Annotated in this window: 22 protein-coding genes; 12 read left to right on the top strand and 10 right to left on the bottom strand. The window is 59.6% G+C overall.

The genetic code is table 11. The features are described from left to right. The first annotated feature begins 55 nt into the window (after positions 1 to 55). The 8 genes from VF684_RS00210 to accA all read left to right on the top strand — a co-directional run bounded on the left by VF684_RS00210 (position 56) and on the right by accA (position 9,230). Complete coding sequence (locus VF684_RS00210; protein ID WP_005338563.1) at positions 56 to 568, top strand: OmpH family outer membrane protein; 513 nt, start codon at positions 56 to 58, stop codon at positions 566 to 568. Positions 569 to 571: 3 nt separating this feature from the next. Then, on the top strand, positions 572 to 1,591 hold the full coding sequence (gene lpxD / locus VF684_RS00205) for a UDP-3-O-(3-hydroxymyristoyl)glucosamine N-acyltransferase (RefSeq protein ID WP_139440036.1): 1,020 nt from the start codon (positions 572 to 574) through the stop codon (positions 1,589 to 1,591). Between the two features lie 24 nt (positions 1,592 to 1,615). Further along, a complete protein-coding gene (gene fabZ, locus VF684_RS00200) occupies positions 1,616 to 2,077 on the top strand; it encodes a 3-hydroxyacyl-ACP dehydratase FabZ (RefSeq protein WP_005338559.1) in 462 nt (153 codons plus the stop codon). A 5-nt stretch (positions 2,078 to 2,082) separates the two neighbouring features. Then, entirely contained in the window at positions 2,083 to 2,874 is a 792-nt protein-coding gene (gene lpxA / locus VF684_RS00195; RefSeq protein WP_005338557.1) for an acyl-ACP--UDP-N-acetylglucosamine O-acyltransferase, read from the top strand. Then, positions 2,867 to 4,006: a lipid-A-disaccharide synthase gene (gene lpxB / locus VF684_RS00190; protein WP_139440037.1), complete on the top strand. Its 1,140-nt coding sequence runs from the start codon at positions 2,867 to 2,869 to the stop codon at positions 4,004 to 4,006. The genes lpxA and lpxB overlap by 8 nt, the downstream gene beginning before the upstream one ends. A 119-nt stretch (positions 4,007 to 4,125) precedes the next feature. Next, positions 4,126 to 4,716, top strand: coding sequence for a ribonuclease HII (rnhB, locus tag VF684_RS00185; RefSeq protein ID WP_139440038.1), 591 nt, complete (start codon positions 4,126 to 4,128; stop codon positions 4,714 to 4,716). A gap of 68 nt (positions 4,717 to 4,784) precedes the next feature. Further along, positions 4,785 to 8,264 carry a DNA polymerase III subunit alpha gene (gene dnaE, locus VF684_RS00180; RefSeq protein WP_042081101.1) on the top strand — a complete coding sequence of 1,160 codons (3,480 nt, stop codon included), beginning with the start codon at positions 4,785 to 4,787 and terminating at the stop codon, positions 8,262 to 8,264. Between the two features lie 15 nt (positions 8,265 to 8,279). Continuing rightward, positions 8,280 to 9,230 (top strand): acetyl-CoA carboxylase carboxyl transferase subunit alpha, encoded by a 951-nt coding sequence (gene accA / locus VF684_RS00175; protein ID WP_005338549.1) that lies wholly within the window; start codon positions 8,280 to 8,282, stop codon positions 9,228 to 9,230. Positions 9,231 to 9,544: 314 nt separating this feature from the next. Here accA and VF684_RS00170 read toward each other — a convergent pair whose 3' ends face one another. Then, on the bottom strand, positions 9,545 to 9,727 hold the full coding sequence (locus tag VF684_RS00170) for a DUF3545 family protein (protein ID WP_005338547.1): 183 nt from the start codon (positions 9,725 to 9,727) through the stop codon (positions 9,545 to 9,547). Positions 9,728 to 9,887: 160 nt separating this feature from the next. Then, entirely contained in the window at positions 9,888 to 10,838 is a 951-nt protein-coding gene (gene tal / locus VF684_RS00165; RefSeq protein ID WP_139409993.1) for a transaldolase, read from the bottom strand. 701 nt (positions 10,839 to 11,539) lie between these two features. Here tal and VF684_RS00160 point away from each other — a divergent pair. Then, entirely contained in the window at positions 11,540 to 12,970 is a 1,431-nt protein-coding gene (locus tag VF684_RS00160; protein ID WP_013724018.1) for an alanine/glycine:cation symporter family protein, read from the top strand. A 66-nt stretch (positions 12,971 to 13,036) separates the two neighbouring features. Here the strand turns inward: VF684_RS00160 and VF684_RS00155 are convergent, their stop codons facing one another. From VF684_RS00155 to VF684_RS00145, 3 genes are read right to left on the bottom strand one after another with little or no spacing between them, the layout of a single operon-like run. After that, positions 13,037 to 15,052 (bottom strand): transglutaminase family protein, encoded by a 2,016-nt coding sequence (locus tag VF684_RS00155; RefSeq protein ID WP_139440039.1) that lies wholly within the window; start codon positions 15,050 to 15,052, stop codon positions 13,037 to 13,039. Continuing rightward, on the bottom strand, positions 15,039 to 16,034 hold the full coding sequence (locus tag VF684_RS00150; protein ID WP_139440040.1) for a DUF58 domain-containing protein: 996 nt from the start codon (positions 16,032 to 16,034) through the stop codon (positions 15,039 to 15,041). Before VF684_RS00150 ends, VF684_RS00155 begins: the two co-directional genes overlap by 14 nt. Further along, complete coding sequence (locus tag VF684_RS00145) at positions 16,034 to 16,963, bottom strand: AAA family ATPase (RefSeq protein ID WP_372592606.1); 930 nt, start codon at positions 16,961 to 16,963, stop codon at positions 16,034 to 16,036. The genes VF684_RS00150 and VF684_RS00145 overlap by 1 nt, the downstream gene beginning before the upstream one ends. Before the next feature lie 351 nt (positions 16,964 to 17,314). On the opposite strand from VF684_RS00145, the gene VF684_RS00140 reads away from it, so the two are divergent. The 3 genes from VF684_RS00140 to dtpB all read left to right on the top strand — a co-directional run bounded on the left by VF684_RS00140 (position 17,315) and on the right by dtpB (position 21,684). Then, positions 17,315 to 18,487, top strand: a complete 1,173-nt coding sequence (locus tag VF684_RS00140; protein ID WP_376898869.1) for an MFS transporter — start codon at positions 17,315 to 17,317, stop codon at positions 18,485 to 18,487. Between the two features lie 18 nt (positions 18,488 to 18,505). Further along, a complete protein-coding gene (yidZ, locus tag VF684_RS00135; RefSeq protein WP_127006425.1) occupies positions 18,506 to 19,468 on the top strand; it encodes an HTH-type transcriptional regulator YidZ in 963 nt (320 codons plus the stop codon). 710 nt (positions 19,469 to 20,178) lie between these two features. Continuing rightward, positions 20,179 to 21,684, top strand: coding sequence for a dipeptide/tripeptide permease DtpB (dtpB, locus tag VF684_RS00130; protein ID WP_376898866.1), 1,506 nt, complete (start codon positions 20,179 to 20,181; stop codon positions 21,682 to 21,684). Positions 21,685 to 21,744: 60 nt separating this feature from the next. On the opposite strand, the gene ruvX is transcribed toward dtpB, so the two are convergent. The 5 genes from ruvX to VF684_RS00105 form a co-directional block, all read right to left on the bottom strand. Beyond that, positions 21,745 to 22,167: a Holliday junction resolvase RuvX gene (gene ruvX, locus VF684_RS00125; RefSeq protein ID WP_005343821.1), complete on the bottom strand. Its 423-nt coding sequence runs from the start codon at positions 22,165 to 22,167 to the stop codon at positions 21,745 to 21,747. Positions 22,168 to 22,210: 43 nt separating this feature from the next. Further along, positions 22,211 to 22,765, bottom strand: coding sequence for a YqgE/AlgH family protein (locus VF684_RS00120; RefSeq protein ID WP_005349793.1), 555 nt, complete (start codon positions 22,763 to 22,765; stop codon positions 22,211 to 22,213). 202 nt (positions 22,766 to 22,967) lie between these two features. Continuing rightward, positions 22,968 to 23,918, bottom strand: coding sequence for a glutathione synthase (gene gshB, locus VF684_RS00115; RefSeq protein ID WP_376898864.1), 951 nt, complete (start codon positions 23,916 to 23,918; stop codon positions 22,968 to 22,970). A 114-nt stretch (positions 23,919 to 24,032) separates the two neighbouring features. Beyond that, a complete protein-coding gene (gene rsmE, locus VF684_RS00110; protein ID WP_005343824.1) occupies positions 24,033 to 24,764 on the bottom strand; it encodes a 16S rRNA (uracil(1498)-N(3))-methyltransferase in 732 nt (243 codons plus the stop codon). A 119-nt stretch (positions 24,765 to 24,883) separates the two neighbouring features. Continuing rightward, positions 24,884 to 25,588 carry an endonuclease gene (locus VF684_RS00105; protein ID WP_216956118.1) on the bottom strand — a complete coding sequence of 235 codons (705 nt, stop codon included), beginning with the start codon at positions 25,586 to 25,588 and terminating at the stop codon, positions 24,884 to 24,886. Positions 25,589 to 25,620 lie beyond the last annotated feature (32 nt).

Here is a 25,620-nt window from a genome sequence, read left to right as displayed (position 1 = left end):
CTTGCATAATCGGGTAAATCAGGTAGCCCTCGCCATGAGGGAACAAGGAGTAAGTGTGAATAAAGCGTTGAAAGTAGCTGGTTTGAGCTTTGCACTGATGGCTGCCGGCATGGGTTCTGCCTTCGCTGAGACCAAGATCGCCGTGGTTGATATGGGCGAAGTCTTCCAAAAGCTGCCCCAGCGTGAAGCCGTTGCAGCCAAGCTGAAAGGTGAATTCGAGCCGCGCATGCGTGAGCTGCAGAAATTGGAACAGGAAGGCCAGAAGCTGGTCGAGAAGTTCCGCAAGGATGAAGCCTTCATGAGCGCCGAGCAGAAGAAGCAGAATCAGGAGAAGCTGGCCAAGCTGCAGATGGAGTTCAACCAGAAGCGTCAAGCCTTTGAGCAGGACAACGGCCGCCGTCAGTCCGAAGAGCGCAACAAGATTCTGACCAAGGTGCAGGCTGCCATCGATTCCATCGCCAAGAGCAATGGTTACGATCTGGTGCTGGAGCGCAATGCCGCCCCGTATGCCGCCAGCAAGCTGGACATCTCCGGCCAGGTTATTTCTCAGGTAAGCAAGAGCAACTAATTGATGGCATTTACTCTCGCACAGCTGGCCCAGCAACTGGGGGCCCAGGTCCATGGCGACGGAACCCTGGAAATCCGCAAGGTAGCGACACTGGAAAAGGCCGGGGAGGGTGAGATTACCTTCCTGTCCAACAAGAAGTACCGCTCTTATCTGGAGCAGAGCAAGGCGACCGCCGTGCTCATTACAGAAGCGGATCTGCCATTTTGTCCCACCAATGCCCTGGTGCTCAAAGACCCCTATGTGGGCTTTGCCCGGGTAGCCCAACTGCTGGACACCACCCCGCAGCCGGCCACGGATATCCATCCGAGCGCCGTTATCGCGGCTGACGTGCAACTGGGCGAGAGAGTGGCTATCGGCGCCAATGCAGTGATCGAATCCGGCGTCGTGCTGGGTGACGATGTACGCATTGGCCCGGGCTGTTTTGTTGGCAAGAATACCCGGCTGGGAGCCCGCTCCCGGCTGTGGGCCAACGTCACCCTCTATCACAATGTGACCATGGGCACCGACTGTCTGGTTCAATCCGGCACAGTGATCGGCGCCGATGGTTTCGGTTATGCCAACGAGCGTGGCGAGTGGATCAAGATCCCCCAGCTCGGAGGTGTGACCATTGGCAACCGGGTCGAGATCGGTGCCTGTACCACCATTGACCGCGGTGCGCTGGAAGATACCCACATCGCTGACAACGTCATCATCGACAACCAGTGCCAGATCGCCCACAACGTGGAGATCGGTTACGGCACCGCCGTGGCGGGTTCCACCGTGATGGCTGGTAGTCTCAAGGTCGGCAAATACTGTATCATTGGCGGCGCTTCCGTCTTTAACGGGCATATGGAGATCTGCGACCAGGCCACCGTTACCGGTATGGCCATGGTGATGCGACCCATTACCGAGCCCGGTGTCTACTCTTCCGGCATCCCTCTGCAAACCAATAAAGAGTGGCGCAAGACCGCCGCCCGGGTGATGCGTATCGAAGAGATGCACAAGCGGTTAAGCAAGCTTGAGAAGAAGCTGGATCAAGAATAATCACGATTGGTATAGGGTACTGTTTTGACTACTGAAAAGAAGAGCCTGGGTATCCAGGAAATCATGGATCTGCTGCCCCACCGTTATCCGTTTCTGATGGTGGATCGTGTAGACGACTACGAGATCAGCGATGAGCGCAAAACCCTGCGCGCCATCAAGAACGTCTCGTTCAACGAGCCGATCTTCCAGGGGCACTTCCCGGCCAAGCCGGTGTTCCCTGGCGTACTGATCCTGGAAGCGATGGCACAGGCCACCGGTATCCTGGCCTTTACCATGGTGGGCAAGCCGTCTCCCAACGAACTCTACTATTTTGCCTCAATCGACAACGCTCGCTTCAAGCGCCCGGTCGGCCCCGGTGACCAACTGGTGCTGGACGTGGAGTTCCTGAAAGAGCGTCGCGGTATTGCCAAGTTCACCGGTGTCGCCACCGTCGACGGTGAAGTGGTCTGTACCGCCGAGCTGATGTGCGCCAAACGCGAGGTTTAACACACGTGATCGACCAGACTGCCATCATTCACGATACTGCCATCGTCCATGAGTCTGCCGTGATCGGTAAAGGGGTTGAAATCGGCCCCTTTTCTGTCATCGGCGCCGAGGTGGAAATCGGTGACAACACCTGGGTAGGTTCCCATGTGGTGATCAAGGGCCCGACCAAGATTGGTCGCGGCAACAAGATCTTCCAGCACACCTCCATCGGTGAGGATTGCCAGGACAAGAAGTACGCCGGTGAGCGCACCTTCCTCGAAATTGGCGACAACAACGTCATTCGCGAGAACTGCACTTTCCACCGTGGCACCATTCAGGATCAATCCCTGACCAAGGTGGGCAGCGGTAACCTGTTCATGGTCAACGTTCACGTTGCCCACGATTGCATCATCGGTGACAACTGCATCTTCGCCAACAACGCGACCCTGGCGGGCCACGTGGTGATCGGTGACTTCGTGATCTTTGGTGGTCTCTCCGCCATTCACCAGTTCGGCCGCGTCGGCTCCCACGCCTTCGTCGGTGGCTGCGCCGCCCTGAACAAGGATGTGCCGCCTTACGTGATGGCCGCCGGCAACTACGCCAAGCCGTTCGGGGTCAACTCCGAAGGTCTGCGTCGCCGCGGTTTCAGCGCCGAGGCCATCTCCGCCGTCAAGCGTGCCTACAAAGAGATCTTCCGCTCCGGCAAGACCATCGAAGAGGTGCTGCCGGTGCTGATCGAGATGGCGCAAGCCGAACCGGCCGTCCAGCTCTATGTGGACTTCCTCAAAGATAACGAGCGCGGGATCATCCGTGCCTGATCCGGTTCGTATCGGTATCGTCGCCGGAGAGGTCTCCGGCGACATTCTGGCTGCCGGTCTGGTGCGCGAGCTGCAGGCCCGCTACCCGGATGCGCAGTTCGAAGGGATCGCCGGGCCGCGGATGCAGGCCCTCGGCATCAAGGCCCTGTTCGAGATGGAAGAGCTCTCCGTCATGGGGATCACCGAGGTGCTGGGCCGTCTGCCGCGCATCCTCAAAGTCCGTCGCGAACTGTTGCGCCACTTTATTGCCAATCCGCCCGATATCTTCATCGGCGTGGATGCACCGGATTTCAATATCGGAGTGGAGCTGAAACTGCGCCGCGCCGGTATCAAGACGGTTCACTATGTCAGCCCCTCTGTGTGGGCCTGGCGCCAGAACCGCATTCACAAGATCAAGGCCGCCACCGACATGGTGCTCGCCTTCCTGCCGTTCGAGAAAGCCTTCTACGACCGCTTCGATGCCCCTTGCCGTTTTGTCGGTCACACCATGGCGGATGATATTCCGCTGGTGCCGGATCAGGCTGCCGTGCGTCGCAATCTCGGTATCGATGCCAATCGCCGCTGGCTGGCGGTGCTGCCGGGCAGCCGAACCGCAGAAGTGGGCTTTATGTCTCCCCTGTTTCTCGAGGCGTGCAAACACCTGACGGTGCGCTATCCGGATCTCGGCTTCATCGTGCCGCTGGTCAACCAGAAACGGCGTGAGCAGTTTATGGCCATCAAGGCCGAGGTAGCGCCGGGTCTCGACATGGTGCTGCTGGAAGGGCAGGGACGCGAGGCGATGATTGCTGCCGACGTGGTGATGCTGGCCTCCGGCACCGCGGCGCTCGAAGCAATGCTGGTGAAAAAGCCGATGGTGGTGGGCTACAAGCTCAAGCCCTTCAGCTATTGGCTGGCCCAGCGACTGGTAAAGACCGAATTTGTCTCTCTGCCCAACCTGCTTGCCGGTCGCATGCTGGTGCCGGAACTCATCCAGCACGAGTGCACCGCGGAGAATCTGGTGGAAGAGGTGAGCAAGTACTTCGAGCACGACAACAGTGCGCTGGTCAACACCTTCACCGAGCTGCACCAGCTGATCCGCTGCAATGCCGACTCGCAGGCCGCCGATGCGGTGGCGGATCTGCTCGGCAGATAACGCTATTTCGGACCGTCGATTGCGCCGCGCAGCCCGTTAATCCGTTTTCCGAGCGGTGATGCCGCGCCAGTCGACCCCTGTCAGGCCCCACGGGGCCTGTTTTGATTCAAGGCTACAAGATGATGATCGATATTCCTGACGACAAGCTGGTTGCCGGTGTGGACGAAGTGGGTCGTGGCCCCCTGGTGGGTGACGTGGTCACCGCTGCGGTCATTCTCGATCCCGCCAATCCGATCGCGGGGCTCAACGACTCCAAGAAGCTCTCCGAGAAGAAGCGGCTGGCGCTGTTTGACGAGATCAAAGAGAAGGCGCTCGCCTGGGCCATCGGTCGCGCCAGCCCGGAGGAGATCGACGAACTCAACATCCTGCATGCCACCATGCTGGCGATGCAGCGCGCCGTGGCGGGACTGAAGGTCACCCCCGAGCTGGTCTTTATCGATGGCAACCGCTGTCCGGCGCTGCCGATGGAGGCGCGCGCCGTGGTCAAGGGCGATAGTCTGGTGGCCGCCATCAGTGCCGCCTCGATCCTCGCCAAGGTGACCCGCGATGCGGAGATGACCGAGCTAGACAGTCGCCATCCCGAGTATGGTTTTGCCCGTCACAAGGGTTACCCTACGCCTGAGCACCTCGCCATTCTGGCCGAGCGTGGCCCGTTGCCGGAGTATCGCAAAAGCTTCAAGCCAGTGCGCCGCGCACTGGGGCTCGAATAATCCATGCTGATCTGTCTGAACGATTTCTGCCTTGGCTGGTTCTGCTTGCGTAATGAGAGGGCATGACGATGGCTGACCCCCGTTTTATCCACCTGCGAGTCCACTCCGACTTCTCCATGGTCGATGGCCTGCAGAAGATCAACCCCATCGTCGGGGCGGCTGCGGCCAACAACATGCCGGCGCTGGCGCTGACCGATCAGATGAACATGTGTGGTCTGGTGCGCTTCTATGGCGCAGCCCACGGCAAGGGGATCAAGCCCATCGTCGGTGCCGACTTCTGGGTGCAGAGCGATGAGCTCGGCGACGAGCAGTTCCGTCTCACCCTGCTCGCCATGGATAACGACGGCTACCAGAACATCACCCTGCTTATTTCCCGCGGTTACCAGCGCGGCCATGTGCAGGGGCGGCCGGTTATCGACAAGAGCTGGCTCGCCGAGCATGCCAAGGGGGTGATCGTGCTCTCCGGCGGCCGCGAGGGGGATGTGGGCAAGTTCCTGCTCAAGGGCAACCGGCAGATGACCGAGCAGTGCGTCGCCTTCTATCAGACCCACTTCCCCGATGCCTACTACCTCGAACTGCTGCGTACCGGTCGACCCGACGAAGAGGTCTACTTGCACATGGCGGTGGCCATCGCCACCGAGTTCGAGCTGCCGGTGGTCGCCACCAACGAGGTGGTGTTCCTCAACGCCGATGACTTCGACGCCCACGAGATCCGGGTTGCCATCCACGATGGTTATACCCTGATGGACAAACGCCGCCCCCGTCGCTACAGCCCCCAGCAGTACCTGCGCAGTCAGGAGGAGATGGCGGAGCTGTTTGCCGACATTCCCGAAGCGCTGGAAAACACGGTGGAGATCGCCAAGCGCTGCAACGTGACGGTGCGTCTTGGCGAGTACTTCCTGCCCAACTTCCCGACTGGCGACATGACTACCGAAGATTTTCTGGTGGCCAAATCGAAAGAGGGTCTGGAGGAGCGTCTCGAGTTCCTGTTCCCGGATCCGCAAGTGCGTGCCGAGCGTCGTCCCGAGTATGACGAGCGTCTCGACATCGAGCTGAAAGTGATCAACCAGATGGGCTTCCCGGGTTACTTCCTCATCGTAATGGAGTTTATCCAGTGGTCCAAGGACAACGGCATTCCCGTTGGCCCAGGCCGGGGCTCGGGTGCGGGCTCTCTGGTGGCCTACGCCCTAAAGATCACCGACCTCGACCCGCTGGAATTTGACCTGCTGTTCGAACGTTTCTTGAACCCCGAGCGGGTATCCATGCCCGACTTCGACGTCGACTTCTGCATGGACCGGCGCGACGAGGTGATCGAGCACGTCTCCGACATGTACGGCCGGGATGCGGTCTCCCAGATCATCACCTTCGGTAGCATGGCGGCCAAGGCGGTGGTGCGGGATGTGGGCCGGGTGCTGGGCCATGCCTACGGCTTTGTCGATCGCATCTCCAAGCTAATCCCGCCGGATCCGGGGATGACGCTCGCCAAGGCATTCGAGGCTGAGCCCAAGCTGCCCGAACTCTACGAGCAGGATGAGGAGGTCAAAGACCTCATCGACATGGCTCGTCGTCTCGAAGGGGTGGTGCGCAACGCTGGTAAACACGCCGGTGGCGTGGTGATCGCACCCACCAAGATCACCGACTTTGCGCCGCTCTACTGCGATGATGAAGGCCATCACCCGGTTACCCAGTTCGACAAGAACGATGTGGAGTACGCCGGTCTGGTGAAGTTCGACTTCCTGGGTTTGCGGACCCTCACCATCATCGACTGGGCGCTCGGCATGATAAACCCGCGTCTTGCCAAAGAGGGCAAGCCGCCGGTGGATATCGCCGCCATCCCTATCGATGACAAGAAGTCGTTCGACCTGCTGCAGCGCTACGAGACCACGGCGGTATTCCAGCTCGAATCCCGCGGTATGAAGGATCTCATCAAGCGGCTGCGCCCCGACTGCTTCGAAGACATGATCGCTCTGGTGGCCCTGTTCCGACCGGGCCCGCTCCAGTCAGGCATGGTGGATAACTTCATCGACCGCAAACACGGTAATGAAGCGATCTCCTATCCGGACGAGAAGTGGCAGCACGAGAGCCTGAAACCGATTCTGGAACCGACCTACGGCATCATCCTCTATCAGGAGCAGGTGATGCAGATCGCCCAGACCCTGGCGGGTTATACCCTGGGTGGCGCGGATATGTTGCGCCGGGCGATGGGTAAGAAAAAGCCCGAGGAGATGGCCAAGCAGCGGGCCGGTTTCGAGGAGGGCGCCGTCAAGAATGGCGTCGACGGCGAACTGGCGATGAAGATCTTCGATCTGGTGGAGAAGTTTGCGGGCTACGGCTTTAACAAATCCCACTCCGCCGCCTATGCGCTGGTCTCCTACCAGACCCTCTGGCTCAAGACCCACTTCCCGGCCGAGTTCATGGCGGCGGTGATGACCGCCGATATGGACAACACCGACAAGATCGTGACCCTGGTGGATGAGTGCCAGCGGATGGGGCTCACCGTGATCCCGCCGGATGTGAACACCGGTCGCTATCGCTTCTCGGTCAACGAAGATGGCCATATCGTCTACGGGATCGGGGCGGTGAAAGGAGTCGGTGAAGGCCCCATCGATGCGATCTTGAGCGCTCGGGATCAGGACGGCCCGTTCCGCGATCTGTTCGACTTCTGTAACCGGGTCGACATCAAGAAGCTCAATAAGCGGGTGATGGAGAAGCTGATCCTCTCCGGAGCCATGGATCGGCTCGGCCCCCACCGTGCCGCCCTGATGGCGACCCTGGAGGAGGCGATGCGGGCCGCCGAGCAGCACGCCAAGGCGCAGGCGGTGGGGCAGGTCGACATGTTCGGCGTGCTCACCGAAGAGATTGACGACGTCAAGAAGGCTTTTGCCAACGTGCCGCACTGGCCTGACAAGGTATGGCTGGAAGGGGAGCGCGAGACCCTCGGACTCTATCTCACCGGCCACCCCATCAACCAGTACAGCAGCGAATTGCGTCGTTATACCTCGGGTCGCCTGTGCGATCTGCATCCCACCTCCCGCGATACCGTGACCACGGCGGCTGGGCTGGTGATCGCGGCTCGCAGCATGGTGACCAAGCGTGGCAACAAGATGGGGATCTTCACCCTGGACGACCGTTCTGGTCGCCTTGATGTGACCCTGTTCAGTGAAGCGCTGGAAAAATATGAAGAATTGATGCAAAAAGACCGCATTTTGGTGGTTTCTGGACAGGTCAGCTTTGATGACTTCTCCGGTGGCCTTAAAATGTCGGCTCGAGAATTACTGGATATCAACGATGCGAGGGAGCGTTTTGCCAGAGCAATCCGCATCTCCCTCGATGAACAGCGGATTGATGATCGCTTTTTCCCGCGTTTGTGCGAGATTTTGGAGCCCGCCCGTGCCGGAGTCTGTCCGGTTCAGGTAAACTATCGTCGCCCCGGCTCCCGGGTGCGATTGACGCTCGGTACCGAGTGGCGGGTGACGCCCACCGATCAACTGATAGATGACTTGCGAGTCCTGCTTGGACGAGAGCGGGTTGAATTGGTTTTTGATTAGAGGTTCTAAGGCCCTATGAGTCTTTTTCTGGATTTTGAACAGCCGATTGCCGAGTTGCAGGCGCAGATTGATGAACTCAAACATGTGAGTGAAGGCAATCACGCCGTGGATCTGAAAGACGAGATCCGCCGGCTGGAGAAGAAAAACGAAGAGCTGACCAAGAAGATCTTCGGTGATCTGGGTGCCTGGCAGGTATCCCAGATGGCGCGTCATCCCCAGCGCCCCTACACCTTTGACTATATCGAGCATATCTTCACCGATTTCGACGAGTTGGCTGGCGATCGTGCCTATGCCGATGACAAGGCTATCGTCGGGGGCATCGCCCGTCTCGACGGCGAGCCGGTGATGGTGATTGGTCACCAGAAGGGTCGAGAGACCAAAGAGAAGATCAAGCGAAACTTCGGCATGCCGCGTCCGGAAGGATACCGCAAGGCCCTGCGTCTGATGGAGATGGCCGAGCGCTTCAAGATGCCGATCATCACCTTTATCGACACCCCGGGCGCTTACCCTGGCGTCGGTGCCGAAGAGCGTGGCCAGTCCGAGGCGATTGCCCGCAACCTGAAAGTGATGGCCGGTCTGACCGTGCCGGTGGTCTGCACCGTGATCGGTGAGGGCGGTTCAGGTGGTGCACTGGCAATCGGCGTGGGCGACCGCGTCAACATGCTGCAGTACTCCACCTACTCCGTCATCTCGCCGGAAGGGTGTGCCTCCATCCTGTGGAAGAGTGCCGACAAGGCCTCTGTGGCTGCCGAAGCGATGGGGATCACAGCCCAGCGTCTGAAGGAGCTCAAGCTGATCGACCATGTGATCGACGAGCCCCTCGGTGGTGCCCACCGCGATGTGGAGAAAATGGCCAAAAACCTCAAGGCTCGCATCAAGCAGGATCTGGACGCCCTGCGTCCGCTCGATACCGAGCAACTGCTGGAGCAGCGCTACCAGCGTCTGCTGGGCTACGGTTACTGCTAAGCGCAGCCGTCAATCCCGAGTATTCAGGCCCCCGTCATCGACGGGGGCTTTTTGTTGCGGTTGATCTGCCATTCTAGTGAGTGCCCCAATGCGCCCTGAAACGGCGCCGCTCACTCTTCGCGGGTGAGGGGCAGGGTTGGTATGCCACGCTGTTGGTGAGGGCTGTCAGGGATTGTGGCAACCCGTTGTCTGTCGCCTGCCCGCTGCATCCTGCGGCATCGCTAGCGATGGCATGACAAGCCACGTGATCATCCGATTGCGGCATAAAAAAGCGCCCCGGCTGTGCGGAGCGCTTTTACAGGTGTCTGGCAGTATTACAGTTCAATCTCGTCTGTAAGACCTTCATAGGCGATATCGATGGATTGCAGCTCCTTCTGCAGGCGATGTTTGTCTTTCAACGCCTCGATTTCACGCCATTTACGTTTTTTTCCCGTTGTCCCGCGGCTACGCGAACCGAGTTCAACCACCTCGTCATAATCGAAGTTGAACATTTCCATGGCTCCCTCCTTGGTTTTTATCGTTTTCACCACCCGTATAACATAACGAATCTGAAATTAAAACGTTTTCGTGACGACTCTATGACAGCGCTAAAAAAGCCCATGAAAAAAAACCGGGCCCCTTGGTAGGGGCCCGGTTTTTATCAGAAAAAAGAACCGATTACAGGCGGCTTGCCAGCATGGTTTCCAGCTTGCCCTGGTCGATAGCAAACATGCGGATGCCTTCGCCCAGCTTCTCGTGAGCCATGGCATCCTGGTTCAGTTCCCAGCGGAATTCGGCTTCGGTCATCGGGGTCGGTTTGGCCTTGCGCTCACCGGTGTAGTCCAGTTTGCGTACCACGGCGCCTTCGGTCTTGCTCAGCTCTTCCAGCAGGGCCGGGCCGATGGTCAGGCGGTCGCACCCGGCCAGTTCCAGGATCTCGCCGGTGTTGCGGAAGCTGGCGCCCATCACCACGGTCGGGTAGTCGTGCTGCTTGTAGTAGTTGTAGATGGAGGTGACGGAGACCACGCCCGGATCTTCGCTGGCGGTGTAGTCACGGTTGTGCTTGGCCTTGTACCAGTCGAGGATGCGGCCTACGAACGGGGAGATCAGGAAGGCACCGGCTTCGGCACAGGCACGGGCCTGGGCGAAGGAGAACAGCAGGGTCAGGTTGCACTGGATACCCTCTTTCTCCAGAACCTCGGCGGCACGGATCCCTTCCCAGGTGGAGGCCAGCTTGATCAGAATGCGGTCGTTGCTGATGCCCGCTTCGTTGTAAAGACGGATCAGCTTGCGGGCCTTGGCGATGCTGGCTTCGGTATCGAAGGAGAGACGGGCATCCACTTCGGTAGAGATACGGCCCGGAACGATCTTCAGCACTTCCAGACCGATGTTGACGGCCAGCTTGTCGCCCGCGTCGATGATTTGCTGTGCCTTGTCCTGGCTCTGGGCTTTGGCCCAGTTGATGGCGTCTTCGATCAGCGGAGCGTACTCGGGGATCTCGGAGGCCTTCAGAACCAGAGAGGGGTTGGTGGTGGCATCGATGGGCTGATAGCGTTTGATGGCTTCGATATCACCGGTGTCGGCAACAACAGTGGTCAGGGCTTTCAGCTGGGTTAATTTATCGGCCATAGCGAATATCATCTCTTAATGAGGGAGTAATCCCTGGGTTGCGGGCTTGAGACGGTGGTTCTGAAATAAAATTACAGGATCTTGGTGCCTCAGGCTCAGAAAAGCGCGATGGGGGCGGCCCATCGTCATTGCCTGCCTAATTAATACTGATGTGGTGCATCCTGCAATAGGGGCGCTTGGTTGTTAAACATTCAGGCTGTTGAGTTATCCCGTTTTATGGCTTGAAACTATATGATTAGTAAGGTTTTTTACATTTCCTCCCGACCTCGCTCCGGTTTGCTTTCAGCTGAACTTTTTTAGCCAATATCCATATTTGTGTCATCGATCACATAAATTATCTCGCTACGTACTTGAAATTTAATTACAGCGAAAACGTTTGGCGAAATGTCTCCGTTTGAAAGCCATTTCATGCAAGCGTTTGCGTTTTCGCATAGCTCATCAGGGATATATCAAAATGGTTCTCTTATGGGGCTTAATGGTGGCCTGTCTGATTGAATTATTGAGTTTGTTGAAAGTTTGCGATTTAAATGGAGCTTTATGGGCTTTTACCGTTCGTTTTTTGTGTCTCGCGTGACCGGGATCACTATTCCGGGCTCTCCCGCTGTGCTAGATTCCGCCCCTTTAGCGAAACGCTAATTAAACGACAGACAGAAAACGGTCAGCGCAGACTGGCCATGGATGTGAATAACAACGAGAGAATTATGGACACCTTGATTGCGATGCTAAACGACCTGATGTGGGGAGCCGTGCTCATCTACCTGCTCATCGGGGTCGGTATCTTTTTCACCTTCCGCCTGGGTTTTATCCAGATCCGTCACTTTGGCCACATGTTTTCCGTGCTGAAAAACAGCCGTAAATCGGACAACGCAGGCATCTCCTCCTTCCAAGCCCTCTGTACCAGCCTTGCCGCCCGTGTCGGCACCGGCAACCTGGCCGGTGTGGCAGTCGCCATCTATCTGGGCGGCCCCGGCGCAATCTTCTGGATGTGGCTGATTGCCTTTATTGGCATGGCGACCGCCTTCGTCGAAAGCACCCTGGCCCAGCTCTACAAGGTCAAGGATGAGGATGGCAACTACCGTGGTGGCCCGGCCTACTACATGGAGAAAGGCCTTGGCATGCGCTGGATGGGGGTGGTCTTCTCGCTCTGCCTGATCCTGGCGTTTGGTCTGGTGTTCAACGCGGTGCAGGCCAACTCCATCAGTCTGGCGATGAAGGTGGCGTTTGGCATTCCTGACTGGGTCAGCGGTCTGGCGCTGGTGGCGCTCTCCGGCCTGATTATCTTCGGCGGCATTCGTGGCATCGCCCGTTTTGCCGAGCTGGTGGTGCCCTTTATGGCGCTGGCTTATATCCTGCTGGCGTTGGTGATCGTGGCGATGAACATCACCGAGTTGCCCCATGTCTTCATGCTGATCATCAAGTCCGCCTTCGGGATTGAGCAGGCAGGCTCGGGTGCGCTGGGGTATGCCATCTCCCAGGCGATGATCAACGGTATCAAGCGCGGTCTCTTCTCCAACGAGGCGGGGATGGGCTCTGCGCCCAACGCTGCGGCGACTGCCACTCCCTATCCGCCGCACCCGGCCTCTCAGGGTTATGTGCAGATGCTGGGGGTCTTTATGGACACTATCGTCATCTGCAGCTGTACCGCTGCCATCATCCTGATGTCCGGTCAGTTTGAGCCGGGCTCCGGCGTGACCGGTGTCGAGCTGACCCAGCGGGCGCTCTCCTCCCAGATTGGCAGCGGTGGCAACATCTTTATTGCTGCGGCCATCTTCTTCTTCGCCTTCACCTCTATCGTGGCGAACTACTCCTATGCCGAGACCAATCTGGTGTTCCTCGAGCACAACCACAAGGGCGGCCTGATGCTGTTCCGGGTGTTCGTACTGGGGATGGTGATGTTCGGCGCCGTGGGTGAGTTGCCGATCGTGTGGGCCATGGCGGATGTCTCCATGGGTCTGATGGCCATCGTCAACTTGGTGGCGATCCTGCTGCTCTCCAGCGTCGCCATCAAGCTGGCGAAGGATTACAACGACCAGCTCCGGCTGGGCAAGGTGCCCACCTTCGATGCCAACAAATACCCCGAGATCCGCTCCCAGCTGGAAGAGGGGATCTGGGACAATCCGACCAAAAAGTAACAAGCGGTGAATCAAACCTCTTGATTAAAACCTGAAGGGGGGGGAGCCGGTGGCTCCCCCCTTCTTTTACGGTGCACTCGCTGGCTGTTGATCCCAGCGCTGGGCGAGTTGTCTGACACGCCGTCGTAACTGGCGCCAGCAGCGCCCTTGTTGCCGTTTGCTGAGGGGGGCATAACGCCAGAGTCGATAGAGCCACGCACTCTTTAGCAGGGGATGGGCAAGGTCGGGACGCAGCCGTGCCAGCCGCTCGCACCATGCCCCCATGCTCTCGGCGGGCTCTGGTGGGTAGCCGCTGCGTTTACCCCGTTTGAGCAGGGGCTGCCAGATGCGCCGCTCTGGCGGCAGGCGGGCGGGCAACAGCAGGGGCAGGCTCACCAGCAGGGCGACCAGCATCAGGCTGGCGAGGATAAACCAGGGAGTGTGTCCCGCCAGTGCGGGCCAGCGCAGGCCGATTTGTTGCCAGAGCTGACCCGCATCGTAACCAATCACCCAGCGACTCCACTGGTAGTCGATATTGTTGCCCCACCAGCGCAGTTGATTGAGCAGAGCCCAGTTGCGATAACGCTGCAAAGCGAGGGGGTCGGCGGCGGTAAACTCGTCGCTCAGCGCCTCCCTCACGCCGTCTTCAATGCGCTCCGGTGCCACTGCCGCCGTGGGGTCGATTCGCCGCCACTTTCCCCCTTCATCGAGATACTCTACCCAGGCGTGAGCATCGAACTGGTGCACCGCCAAATAGTTGCCCCTTGGATTCCACTCACCGCCGAGATAACCGGTGACCAGCCGTGCCGGAATACCGGCGGCGCGTAGTACGAAAGCGGTCGCCATGGCGTAGTGGCCGCAAAAGCCGCGTTTGGTATCGAACAGGAACTCATCCACCCCGTCACTGCCAAGCCGTGGCGGGGTCAGAGTGTAGTAATAGGATTGGCTGCGAAACTGCGCGAGCAGGGCTGCGACCAGCGCAGCGCGTTCTGGATAGCGCACAGCCAGCCCTTGGCCGTGAGCTCGCGCTCTCGGGTTGCCCTCGGCTGGCAGTTGCAGGTTGCGCTGGGCGGCTTGGTGGTCATCCTCGGGCAGCGCTTCGCCGCGGCCAATGCGATAGCGGATCGCCACCTCGCCGCTCCCCTGACGATAGAGGGTGTCGAGAGGGGTAAGCAGCACCGGGCCCGCCAGCAGGCGCGGTTCACTCAGGGCAAAGGCCCAGCGGTGGCGCTGGGGCTCGACGATCACCTCGTAGCTCCCGGCTGGCAACGGGTTATCTGCCAGTTGAGTACTGGCTTGTGAAGAGGATGCCAGAAGGGTGAGCCCGGTCTGCACCGGCACTGTCTGCTGCCATGCTTTGACCTCGGGGCTCAGCAACCAGCGCTGACCATCGAAAACCTCCTGCCGCATCACCGGAAAATAGCGCTCGCGGACAGGGGGCGGGCCATCGGCAAAGGTGACCCGAAACGCCAGTTCCGAGGAGTTGACCAGTTCGCTGATATCGCCGGGGGCCAGCTCTTCCGAGAGGCCCGACAGGGAGCGGCTGGTGGTGGGCATCTGCCAGAGGGGCGGGAGCCTCGGCAGCAGCAGAAACAGAGTGATGAGCAGGGGAAGCGCCAGCAGCAGGGTACCCCCCGCACTGCGCCAAGGCTGTTTCTGCTCGGGAGCGACGGCGGCCACCAGCGCGGTCACTGCCAGCCAAAGTGTCACTGCCATCCCGGCCGTCCAGCCGATGCTCTGTCGCTGTACCAACGCCAGCGCGATCAGAAAGAAGGCGAGCAGCAGCACCTGCTCGATATCCCGCTCGCGCCGTACCTCGATCATCTTGAGGCTATAGCCGAGCCAGAGCAGATTGATCAGGGCGGGCAGGGTGCCCAATGTGCGCCACTGCAACCCCAGCAACACCACGGTTGTGATGGCCAGCAGCGCCAACCCGCGGGCAGGCAGGGGCTGCAAGCCGCGCCACAGCATCATGGCCCGGACGCCGAGAGTGATGGCGCCCACTGCCACTACCCAGAGTTGCAACTGAGGCCAGAGCGCCGCGACCAGCAGCAGCTGTTGCAGGGCGATGATTGGCAGCAGGCGGCGGTTATCGAGCAGCATCTGACCTGCTCTCCTGTGGCTTGCCATCGAATCGGGCCAGTGCCAGCAGGCAGCGCTGCACAAAGGCGGCACCACTATCGTGCCCCAGCGTCTGACCTGCCAGCGTGAGGGTAAAGGGGATGCCCCGCTTGCCGTAATCGACGCACCACCAGGCCAGCACCGCTAATCGCTGCTCCAGATCCCCGCCCGCGGCCCGCTGCAAGGTCAGGTGGGTGTCATCCTGCTGCGGTTCATGAAACTGCTTGGTCAGCAAGCCGCGCCCCTGGGCAAGTTGCTTCCAGGCGACCCGGCTCAGTGGCTCACCGGCCTGATGTGTCCGCAGAGAGTCAAAGTCACCGAGAGGGGCTGGAGCGGGTTGGCCCTGATGCCCTTCGCTTTCGGCCGCATGTTCCCCTCTTAGCGCCCCGAACGCCGGTTTGGGGGCGAGCCAGCCCTCCAGTTGCAAGTCCAGCAGAGACCAGCAGCGAAACAGGCCGAGAGGGTAGCGGCTCTCAACCCGCAATCGACCAAGGTGCAGTGGCCCACGGCGCGAGCCCGATACTGGCAGGATAACTGTGCTGGGCACAGCGTCGGCCTGTGCCAGCCAGAGGGTGCCTTCGTTGAGGCTAAACCGGAGCGCCTGCACCGGGCGCGGGCTCTGCACCAAGATGCGGATAGGTAGCTGGCTACCCGCTTCCCCCAGCACCAGCGGCCCACCCAGCAGTTCCAGCCCCAACAGGTTGCGGTGTGTAAGCCACATGGCGGCCATAAACAGGCTGCCGAGGCAGTAGGCCACCAGCAGTACCAGATTGTTCTGGTAGTTGGTGCCTAGCAGATAGATGGCGAGCAGCGCCAGCAGATAGAGCAGCCCCATGCGGGTGGGGAGGATAAAGAGGCTGCGGGTACCCAGCGTGATCTGGCGGGCCGGGGGAATACGGCGGTCGAGCCAGCGTCGCTGCCAGCGGGCTCGCAACTGCTGCCAACGGTTTAGCAATTTGCTCATCAGGGATTGTCCGGATCGACCCTAGCCAGTAACCGCTGGCTCAGGGGACAGGCTTCGCCGTGCTGCACGCCAAAGCTGCCCCGCAGCCGATGCTCGGCCACATAGGGGAAGACTGCCTGCACATCCTCTACCGTGACAAAATGCCGCCCCGCCACCAGCGCCCAGGCCCGGCTCACCGCCAGCAAGGTCTGGGCTGCACGGGGGGAGAGGGGCTGTGGCAGATCCCCATCAAAGCGGCTCTGGTGCACCAGCGCCAGCAGGTAGTCGAGGGTGGCATCGGAAACATGGATAGCATCACCTTCCGCTTGCAGGGCAGTCAGCTCGGCGGCATTCAGCATGGCGGGCAACGGGCCAGTCGGCTGGTTGCCGCGCAGCAACTGGCGCTCCGCCTCTCGCGGCGGAAAACCCAGCGAGAGTCGCACGGCGAAGCGGTCGAGTTGGGACTCCGGCAGTGGATAGGTGCCCGCCTGATCCGCCGGGTTCTGGGTGGCGATGACGAAAAACGGATCGGGGAGGGGATGCGTATTCCCCTCAATGCTCACCTTGCCCTCTGCCATCGCCTCCAGCAGGGCGCTTTGTACTTTGGGGCTGGCGCGGTTGATCTCGTCCGCCAGCAGTACCTGGGTGAAGATGGGGCCGGGGTGAAAGCGAAATGTTTGCTGCTGGGGGTCAAAGATCTGCAACCCCAGCAGGTCGGCGGGGAGCAGATCGGCGGTGAACTGCATCCGCCGGCATGCCAGCCCCAGTACCTGTGCCAGCGCGTGGGCCAGGGTGGTTTTGCCCATACCGGGCAGATCCTCGATCAGCAGATGACCGCGCGCCAGCAGGGTCACCAGCGCGATTTTCAGTTGCAGCGGCTTGCCCAGAATGACTTGCTCCAGTGCTGACAGCAGCCCGGCAATCTGCTCTTCTCTCTCCATTCCCTTCATACACATTCCCTGTATTGCGTCGCACCTACAGCTTATACGCCCGCATGGGCGAAGGCAGATAACAGACGGGCGGTAAAAGTGCTGCGCAGGGATGGCTATGAGCGGGAGGTGACCCGGTTTATTGCTGAGTCTGCTCGATTCAATATGGCCGCTATGGCACGTAACTCAATACAATATTTCCTGATTGGAATGTACCGATCGCCATCTCTTCACTAGGTGAGGGCGGTGGGCGCCCATATAGTTACCCCCATTGCGACGCGCTGCGTTGCTGCCTTTGTGGCCATCTTGGCCCCGCCACTGTTCGCCTGTGATCTGGCAGGCATCGGCACGCCAATCTGTTATGGAGCATCCATGCCTGTTTTCCTGTTGTGCACTTTTCTGATGATCATTCTCTATCCGGTCGGGATCGATCTCTATCTGGTCGCCGTGCCCCAGATTGCCGATACCCTGCAGGCGAGCGAGGCGCAGATCCATACAGCCTTCTCCATCTATCTGTTCGGCATGGCGGCCACCGTGCTGCTGGGGGGAATGATTGCCGATCGCTACGGGCGGCGCTGGGTGGTGCTCGGGGGCGCGCTGATTTTTGTCCTTGCCTCGCTGGTGGCAGGCAGTGCAGAGGGGATAAGTCAGTTCTATTTCGGCCGTTTCTGGCAGGGGGTCGGGGCCGGTGCGCTCTATATCATGACCTTTACCGTGCTGCGGGATGTGCTGAGTCAGGAGCGGCTGGCGATGGCGCTCTCGATGATCAACGGGGTCATCTGCGTGATCCCGGTGCTGGCGCCGGTGCTCGGTTACCTCATCCTGTCCCATTTTGACTGGCGCGGGATCTTCGTGGCGATGGCGCTGGTGGCGGCTGTCAGCGGTTTGGTGAATTGGTTGCTGCTCAAGGAGACCCGCCCGGCCCGGCAAACGGGGGGGGGCACAACGCTGCCATTTGCCCTGCTGCGCTCCCCGCGCTTTATGTTGCTCTCCCTGCTGACCAGTGCCAGCGTGACCTCTATTTTGGTCTATGTCAGCGTCTCGCCGCTGATCCTGATGAAGGAGTTTGGCTTCACTACCGAGCAGTACTCCATCGTGATGATGGTGATGGCCGGGGTGAGCATGTCCACCTCCTTCCTGACGCCGCTGCTGCTGCGCTGGCTTGGTAAGCACAAGGTGCTGGCGGTGTCTCATCTCTCCTATCTGCTGGCGGCCTGCTCACTGTTCGGCAGCTGGCAGACGGGAGGCGATATCCATCTGCTGCTGCCGGGATTTGCCTTGGTCTGTGTCGGCTTCTCCTGCGGCTTTGGAGTGGCGATGGGGGAGGCGCTCGATGGTTGTCAGCACAATGTGGCGTTTGCCAGCGCCGTGCTCTGCATCATGCAGATCAGCCTCTCCGGCCTCTATATCTGGCTGCTGGGCCAACTTGGCTTTGCCCCGACCGAGATGCTGATCTGCGCCCTGCTGCTGGCTCTGCTCAGTTACCTGGCTGTCAAAGGGCTGGTACCATGGCTCGCGCTTCGTGAAGCGCGGTCGCAGGGCTGATGGAAGATGAGAGGGGATATGCGCAATCTGGGTGAACTCGATTTGAACCTGCTGGTGGTCTTCAAGTACCTGATGCAGGAGCGCAGTGTGGCAGGGGCGGCCAAAAAGCTCTGTGTCACCCCGTCGGCGGTGAGCAAGTCTTTGGCCAAATTGCGGGAGTGGTTTGACGATCCCCTGTTTGTGCGGGTGCGGCAGGGGTTGCAGCCCACCAACCTCTCCCTGACCCTGGAGGAGGAGCTGAAGGTCTGGTTCCAGCTCACCGACAGCATCACCTCGCTCAATAGCGAGGCGATCCCCGACGGAGCTCGTTTCACGCTGGTGATGGAGTCCCCCTTCTACATCAGCTTCCTGAGCGATCTGCCCATGACCATCTACCAGAAGTACCCCAACTCGGTAGTCAGGATGCTGGGGTGGGATCACCACTCCCTCAACGACATCGTCAACGGCGATGCGGATCTCGGCTTTTGTGCCCGCGAGACCCATGGCCGCTCCCAAGCCAGGGTCAACCGCTTGCCTTATTACATTGATCACGAGGTGCTTTTTACCGATCGCCCGGTGGTGTTTCTGCGCAAGGATCACCCATTGCTCGAGCAGAAGTGGTCGCTGGAGAACTTTCTGGCCAGCCCCCAGATCAGCATGGTGTGGGAGGCGAACGATACCTGGGCCCTCGACAGTCTGCTGGAGGACGAGGGGCTGAAGCGGGAGGTGCCCATCATGGTCTCAAGCTTCGAGCAGGCGCTGCATATTGCCTCCCAGTCGAGCCACGAACTGATTGCGGTGGCTCCTTCCTACTGCGGTGGTTATGCCAGTCGGCATCACGGCAATCTGATCGCCATGCCGCTGCCGCTACCCGAGAAGCTCTACGCCCAGCTGGAGATCGCCTTCATCCTGCTGTGGCACAAGCGGCACAATCAGGATGCCAAGGTGATGTGGCTGCGCAACGAGATCCGGCGGCTCTACAACGACGAATCGCCACGCTAATGTGGCCGTGACGGTGCCCATCGATCAGCCGGAGCCATCTGCTCCGGCTTTTTGTTGTCGCATCGCCCGGATGAGTGGGCTTTGGCACGACTTAAGTGCCGAGCTCGGGTTCAAACTGTGCGCCATTCAACTCTCTTTATGCACAGATTGGCCTTGGTTGCACGTCTCGAGTGAAGCTCTTTTCACGAAAAAAATTCATGTGGTTTCATTAGAAAACTTCACTAATGGTCACTTTTAAAGTGTGATCGACCATTAAGTTCCTGTATTTGCAGTGATATAGCATAACACCCCTTGGAATGGCGGGGTTAGATAGCGCCTGCGTAGGTGACTGCCATTAGAGCGCGGCGTGAGCCAGCCCCACAGGTCGTCTGTGGCCGTGCCATGCCCCGGCTATCTGGCCACCAGCCATGAGTGACGGAGCAGAGGGGAATAAGCATCAAGGTTGATAAACCGGCTTGAGTAAAGGGATGCAGCAAAGGTAGAACCCGGAGCCGGTAACTGTACTGGGAGACGCCACTCATCATCCCCCGATAACCCGTAATTGAAACCGGCTAGATGAAAAACACCTTTCATCGAACGGGGCGCGTGCACCCGAAAATAGCCAGATTGGCAGGCTGACTGTGCTCTCCGTTATAGCAATGGCGGGCAAAAAATAGTGCGGCAGCCACCACCAGATTAATAAAAATAAATCTCAGCAAAGGCAGGTTGATATGCGTCCAGCAACAGCACCGACCGGGTTGTTACAACAACCCAAACCCTTCTTTATGATATTTTTCGTCGAACTCTGGGAGCGCTTCGGTTATTACGGCGTGCAGGGGATATTGGCGGTCTTCTTTGTACAGCAACTGGGTTTTTCCCAAGAGCAATCCTTTATTACCTTCGGTGCCTTCTCGGCGCTGGTATATGGTCTGATCTCGGTCGGCGGCTATGTCGGCGACCATGTGCTCGGCACCAAGCGCACCATGGTGCTCGGGGCTATCGTGTTGGTGGTCGGTTATTTTATGACCGGCCTGTCGATCTACAATCCCGACCTGATTTTCTATGCGCTGGGCACCATCGCGGTCGGTAACTGCCTATTCAAGGCCAATCCGGCCAGCCTGCTGTCAAAATGCTACCAGCCAAAAGATCCGCGGCTGGATGGGGCGTTTACCCTGTTCTATATGTCGATCAATATCGGCTCCCTTATTTCCCTCTCGCTCGCGCCGGTGATTGCCGATCACTACGGCTATACCGTGACCTATAACCTGTGCGGGGTGGGGTTGATTATTGCGCTGCTTACCTTCTTTGCCTGCCGCAATATGGTGAAAGATATCGGCTCCGAGCCGGATCATCTGCCCCTCAACTACGGCAAGTTGCTGATGGTATTGGCTGGCTCGGTGGTCATGGTCTTCTTCTGTGCCTGGTTAATGCACCACGTGGTGATCGCCAACATGGTGCTGATGACGGTGACTATCGCCGTGGTAATTGTCTTTTTCCGCGAGGCGTTCAAGCTTGACACAGTGGGCCGCAACAAGATGTATGTGGCCTTCGTGCTGATGCTGGAGGCGGTGCTCTTTTATGTGCTGTACGCCCAGATGCCGACTTCACTGAACTTCTTTGCCATCAACAACATGCATCATGAGATGCTGGGCATGAGCGTCAACCCGGTCAGCTTCCAGGCGCTCAACCCCTTCTGGGTGGTAGTGGGTAGCCCGGTGCTGGCGGTGATCTATACCCGGATGGGCAGCAAGGGGCGTGATCTCACCATGCCGCTCAAGTTCACCCTCGGGATGTTCTTCTGCTCGCTCGGTTTCCTGACCGCCGCTGCTTCCGGCTGGTGGTTTGCCGATGAGCAGGGGCTGACTTCCCCCTGGTTTATGGTGCTTATCTACCTGTTCCAGAGTCTGGGCGAGCTGATGATCAGTGCCCTGGGACTGGCGATGGTCGCCGCGCTGGTGCCGCAACGCCTGATGGGCTTCATTCTTGGAATGTGGTTCCTGACTCAAGCGATGGCGTCCCTGCTGGGTGGCTATGTGGCGACCTTTACCGCCGTGCCGCAAGGGATGACGGATCCGCTGCAAACCTTGCCCATTTACACCGGCGTATTTGGCAAGATCGGGATGGCGACCCTGCTGATTGCGGTAGTGATGGGGCTGATGGTGCCCTGGCTCAACCGGATGATGAATGCGACGCCGACAGAGGCCGAGGGGCTGGTCGCGGGTCAATCACAGGCGTAATGAGGGGAGGATAGTGCGAGACAAGGCAAGGGCTGCGACCCTTGCCTTGCTGTTGATGGCTTAGTTGTACTGCTCTTCCATCCAGGCTTCGACGATCAACTGCGCCGAGACCCCGTCCACACTGCCTTTTTCCAGCGCGCGATAGCCGCCTCGCTCAAACAGCCGGGCGCGGGCATCTGTGGTGGTGAGTCGCTCATCCTTGAACTCCACCGGCTTGCCGAAGCGGCCATGTAGCCGGTTGCCGAATTTGCGGGCCCGTACCGTGATCTCCTGATCGGTACCATCCATGTTCAGCGGCAGGCCGACCACCAGCAGGTCCGGTTGCCACTCCTTGAGCAGCTTCTCAATCTCGTCCCAGTTGGGGATGCCGTCGTTGGCCTTGAGGGCGCGCAGAGGCTGGGCTGTGCCAGTCAGCTCCTGACCGATGGCGACGCCAATGCTCTTGGTGCCATAGTCAAAGCCCATGATGCTGCGTGATGACATAACTGATAAATCCTCGAAATAGAGAGCGGAGCGGGCCAGCCGATCAGCTGTGGCCGATATCGCTGGAGAGGTGAACCGGGTTCACCCCTATGCTGGCGGCAGCTTGCTGCCAACGTTTGTGAATGGGGGTCTTGAACACCAGAGCCGGATTGGGGGGGATCACCAGCCAGGCGCCGTCCACCAGCTCCTGCTCCAGCTGCCCGGCGCTCCAGCCGGCATAGCCAAGGGCCACCAGCCAATGGGCAGGGGCTTCGCTCGTACCCAGGGTTTCCAGAATATCCTTGGAGGTGGTCACCATCATCTCATCCCCCACCTGCAGGGTGGAGTTGAAACCGGGGCGGAAGCTGTGCAGCACGAAGCCGCGATCGGCGTGAACCGGCCCCCCTTGCAGCACCGGCTGCTTGAGCTCCGGGTTGTTGGGCGGATTGAGCTGGAGCTGGGTCAGCATGGTTTCCAGCGACATCTCGACCGGAATGTTGACGACCAGTCCCATGGCGCCCTCTTCGTTGTGCTCGCACAGATAGACCAGCGAGCGCTCGAAATAGGGATCTGTCAGGCTTGGCATGGCAAGCAGGAAGTGATTTTGCAGTGTTTGCATAGAGGCCAAATAGTGCAAAGGTATTTGAGGTCAATTATGGCAGTTGATCCCCATGGGAAAAACCGCTTTTTGGGCTGGACGAGATCCCGCCCCTTTCCGGATTGCCTTGAAACAGAAAGGGTGGCGCCGGGCCACCCTCTCTTTTTCAGGGCTTGTCAGGGGCGGGTTACCCCCGAACAGGTCGGTTTAGCCTGCCTGGTGATTATTTGCCCAGCCGACGCTCGATGGCATCCATCAGCATGCCGGTAATGTGCACGTCGAAGGCCGCTTCAATCTCGCGAATGCAGGTCGGGCTGGTGACGTTAATCTCGGTCAGGCGATCGCCGATGATGTCGAGGCCGACGAAGATGAGGCCTTTCTCTTTCAACGTCGGGCCCACCGCACGGGCGATGGCCCAGTCGGCTTCGCTCAGGGGGCGTGCTTCACCACGGCCACCGGCCGCCAGATTGCCGCGGGTCTCCCCCTGCGCCGGAATACGGGCGAGGCAGTAGGGTACCGGTTCACCGTCCACCACCAGTACCCGCTTGTCGCCATCCTTGATGGCGGGCAGATAGGTCTGCGCCATGCAGTACTGGCTGCCGTGGGCGGTCAATGTCTCGATAATCACGCCGACGTTGGCGTCATCTTCCTTCATGCGGAAGATGGAGGCACCGCCCATGCCGTCCAAGGGCTTCAAGATCACGTCTTTGTGCTTCGCGTGGAAGGCGCGCAGCTTGTCAGCGCGGCGAGTCACCAGCGTGGTCGGGGTGTGCTCGGCAAACCAGGCGGTGTAGAGCTTCTCGTTGGCGTCGCGCAGGCTCTGCGGCTTGTTGACGATGAGGCAACCCTCATCCTCGGCCCGCTCCAGCATGTAGGTGGCGTAGATAAATTCGGTGTCGAACGGCGGATCCTTGCGCATCAGGATCACATCGAGGTTGGAGAGGGGCTGATCCACCACCTCGCCCAGGGTGTACCAGTCGGCATAGTCATATTTGACGGTGAGCGGGCGCATGGTGCCAAAGGCGCGACCGGCTTCCATGTAGAGATCCTTCATCTCCATATAGAAGAGCTCATAGCCGCGCTTTTGCGCCTCTTCGAGCATGGCAAAGCTGGAATCTTTCTTGATGTTGATGGCCGAGATGGGGTCCATCACGATGCCGAGTTTAATGGTCATCCGCTGTTCCTTTTTAATGGCTCGATAGGGTTGTAGGGTCGATTAGCGCAGCGTAATCGGCCGCTTGCGGCTGCGTCGATGCAGCCATGAGGCTGATTGATGCGGCCGATAGTATCAAGCGAGATCGCCAAAGCGGCACTGCAGCGCAGTGATCGCCGTCAGGGCGGCAGTTTCGGTGCGCAGCACCCGCGGCCCCAGCAGCATCTCTTTGAAATCTTCCTGCACGGTACGGGCGATCTCGTCGCTCGACAATCCCCCTTCCGGGCCAATCAGCAGGCGCACCCCATGCTCGGGAACGGGCAGGGTGTTGATGCTGTACTCGGCGCGCGGGTGCAGGTTGAGCTTGAGCTCCTTGGTCTCTTCTGCCAGCCAGGCGTCCAGCTCCATCGGCATGCGCACCTCTGGCACCACGTTGCGGCCGCACTGTTCGCAGGCGCTGATCACCACCTTTTGCCACTGCTCGCGCTTCTTCTCCAAGCGGTCTGCCGGCAGCTTGACGCCACAGCGTTCGGAGAAGAGCGGGGTGATGCAGGTGACGCCCAGCTCCACCGATTTCTGGATGGTGAAGTCCATCTTGTCGCCACGGCTGATCACCTGACCGAGGTGGATGGCCAGCGGTGACTCCACCGATTGAACGTCGCAGCTGTCGATGGTCACTTCCACCGACTTTTTGCCGACGCTGGCGATGGTGGCGGGATATTGATTGCCATCGCCGTTGAACAGCTCGAGCTGCTGGCCAGGCTGCATGCGCAGCACCCGGCCGATATGGTTGGCGCCGTCTTCCGACAGGGCGATAGTCTGGCCAACTTGCAGGGTGGCCGGTTCATAGATACGTGGAATGCGCATGGCTGCTTGTCAGTCTCTTGCTTGGAAACCCTTTATATCCTGCGGCAAGCAAGGCTCACGCGGCAGTGGGGAAGGGCCTCATGATAGGAGGGGCGATCCCCCTCCCTGGTCAAATGGGGTTATTGGCACTGCTTTTCAATAAAGGGATTGGTATTGCCCTGCAGCTTGCCGATGCGGCGGTTGCGCTCGCACTCCCAGCCTTCTGCAGGGTACTGCCTGTCCCAAGCTTCAAACAGTTTACGCTGTTGCGCTGCCAGACGCAGCCCATACTGCTGGCTCATGTAGAGGTAGGCGCGGGCAATCTGGCCCCGCACCGGCCCCTTGGGCGGCTGTACCCGACGATCCTTGAAATCCACCAGCATCTGGCACTGGCCGTACTGATCCGGCTTGCCGTTCCAGTCGGAGAAGCGGTAGTTGGCCCGATCGCCGTTCACCTCGCCAATTGCGGGGAAGAGGTTGTGCATGTCCCCCTCCATCTTGTTGAACTCGGGGCTCGATTTTTCGCAGTTCTTGCGACCGCCATCCTGCCAGCACTGCAGCTGGTGGCCGAACTCCCAGGCGGGGACCACGTGTTCCCACTCGATGCGGGCGGCGCGCTTGGCCTGCTTGCGCGGCTCATAGCCACAGCTGGCGAGATCCGGGCGCATCGATTTGCCCTGATAGTCGATGTCGCAGCCGCAGTAGAAGGTAGTGACTGCTGGCTGGCTGCGATAGAGCTTCACCAGATCCTGTTTGGCTTCGCGAAAGGTCTGGGCGTGCAGGGGCGCGCTGAGCAGCGGTAAACCGGCCAGCAGGGTCAGGGCGAGGGAGGAGATGAAACGCATGGGATTCCTTGCAAACGGGATGATTGACGAAC

Origin of the sequence: Aeromonas sp. Lyrl_2 (assembly GCF_051948815.1) — a bacterium.
Classification (GTDB): domain Bacteria; phylum Pseudomonadota; class Gammaproteobacteria; order Enterobacterales; family Aeromonadaceae; genus Aeromonas; species Aeromonas veronii.
This window is presented reverse-complemented; position numbering and strand designations above follow the sequence as displayed.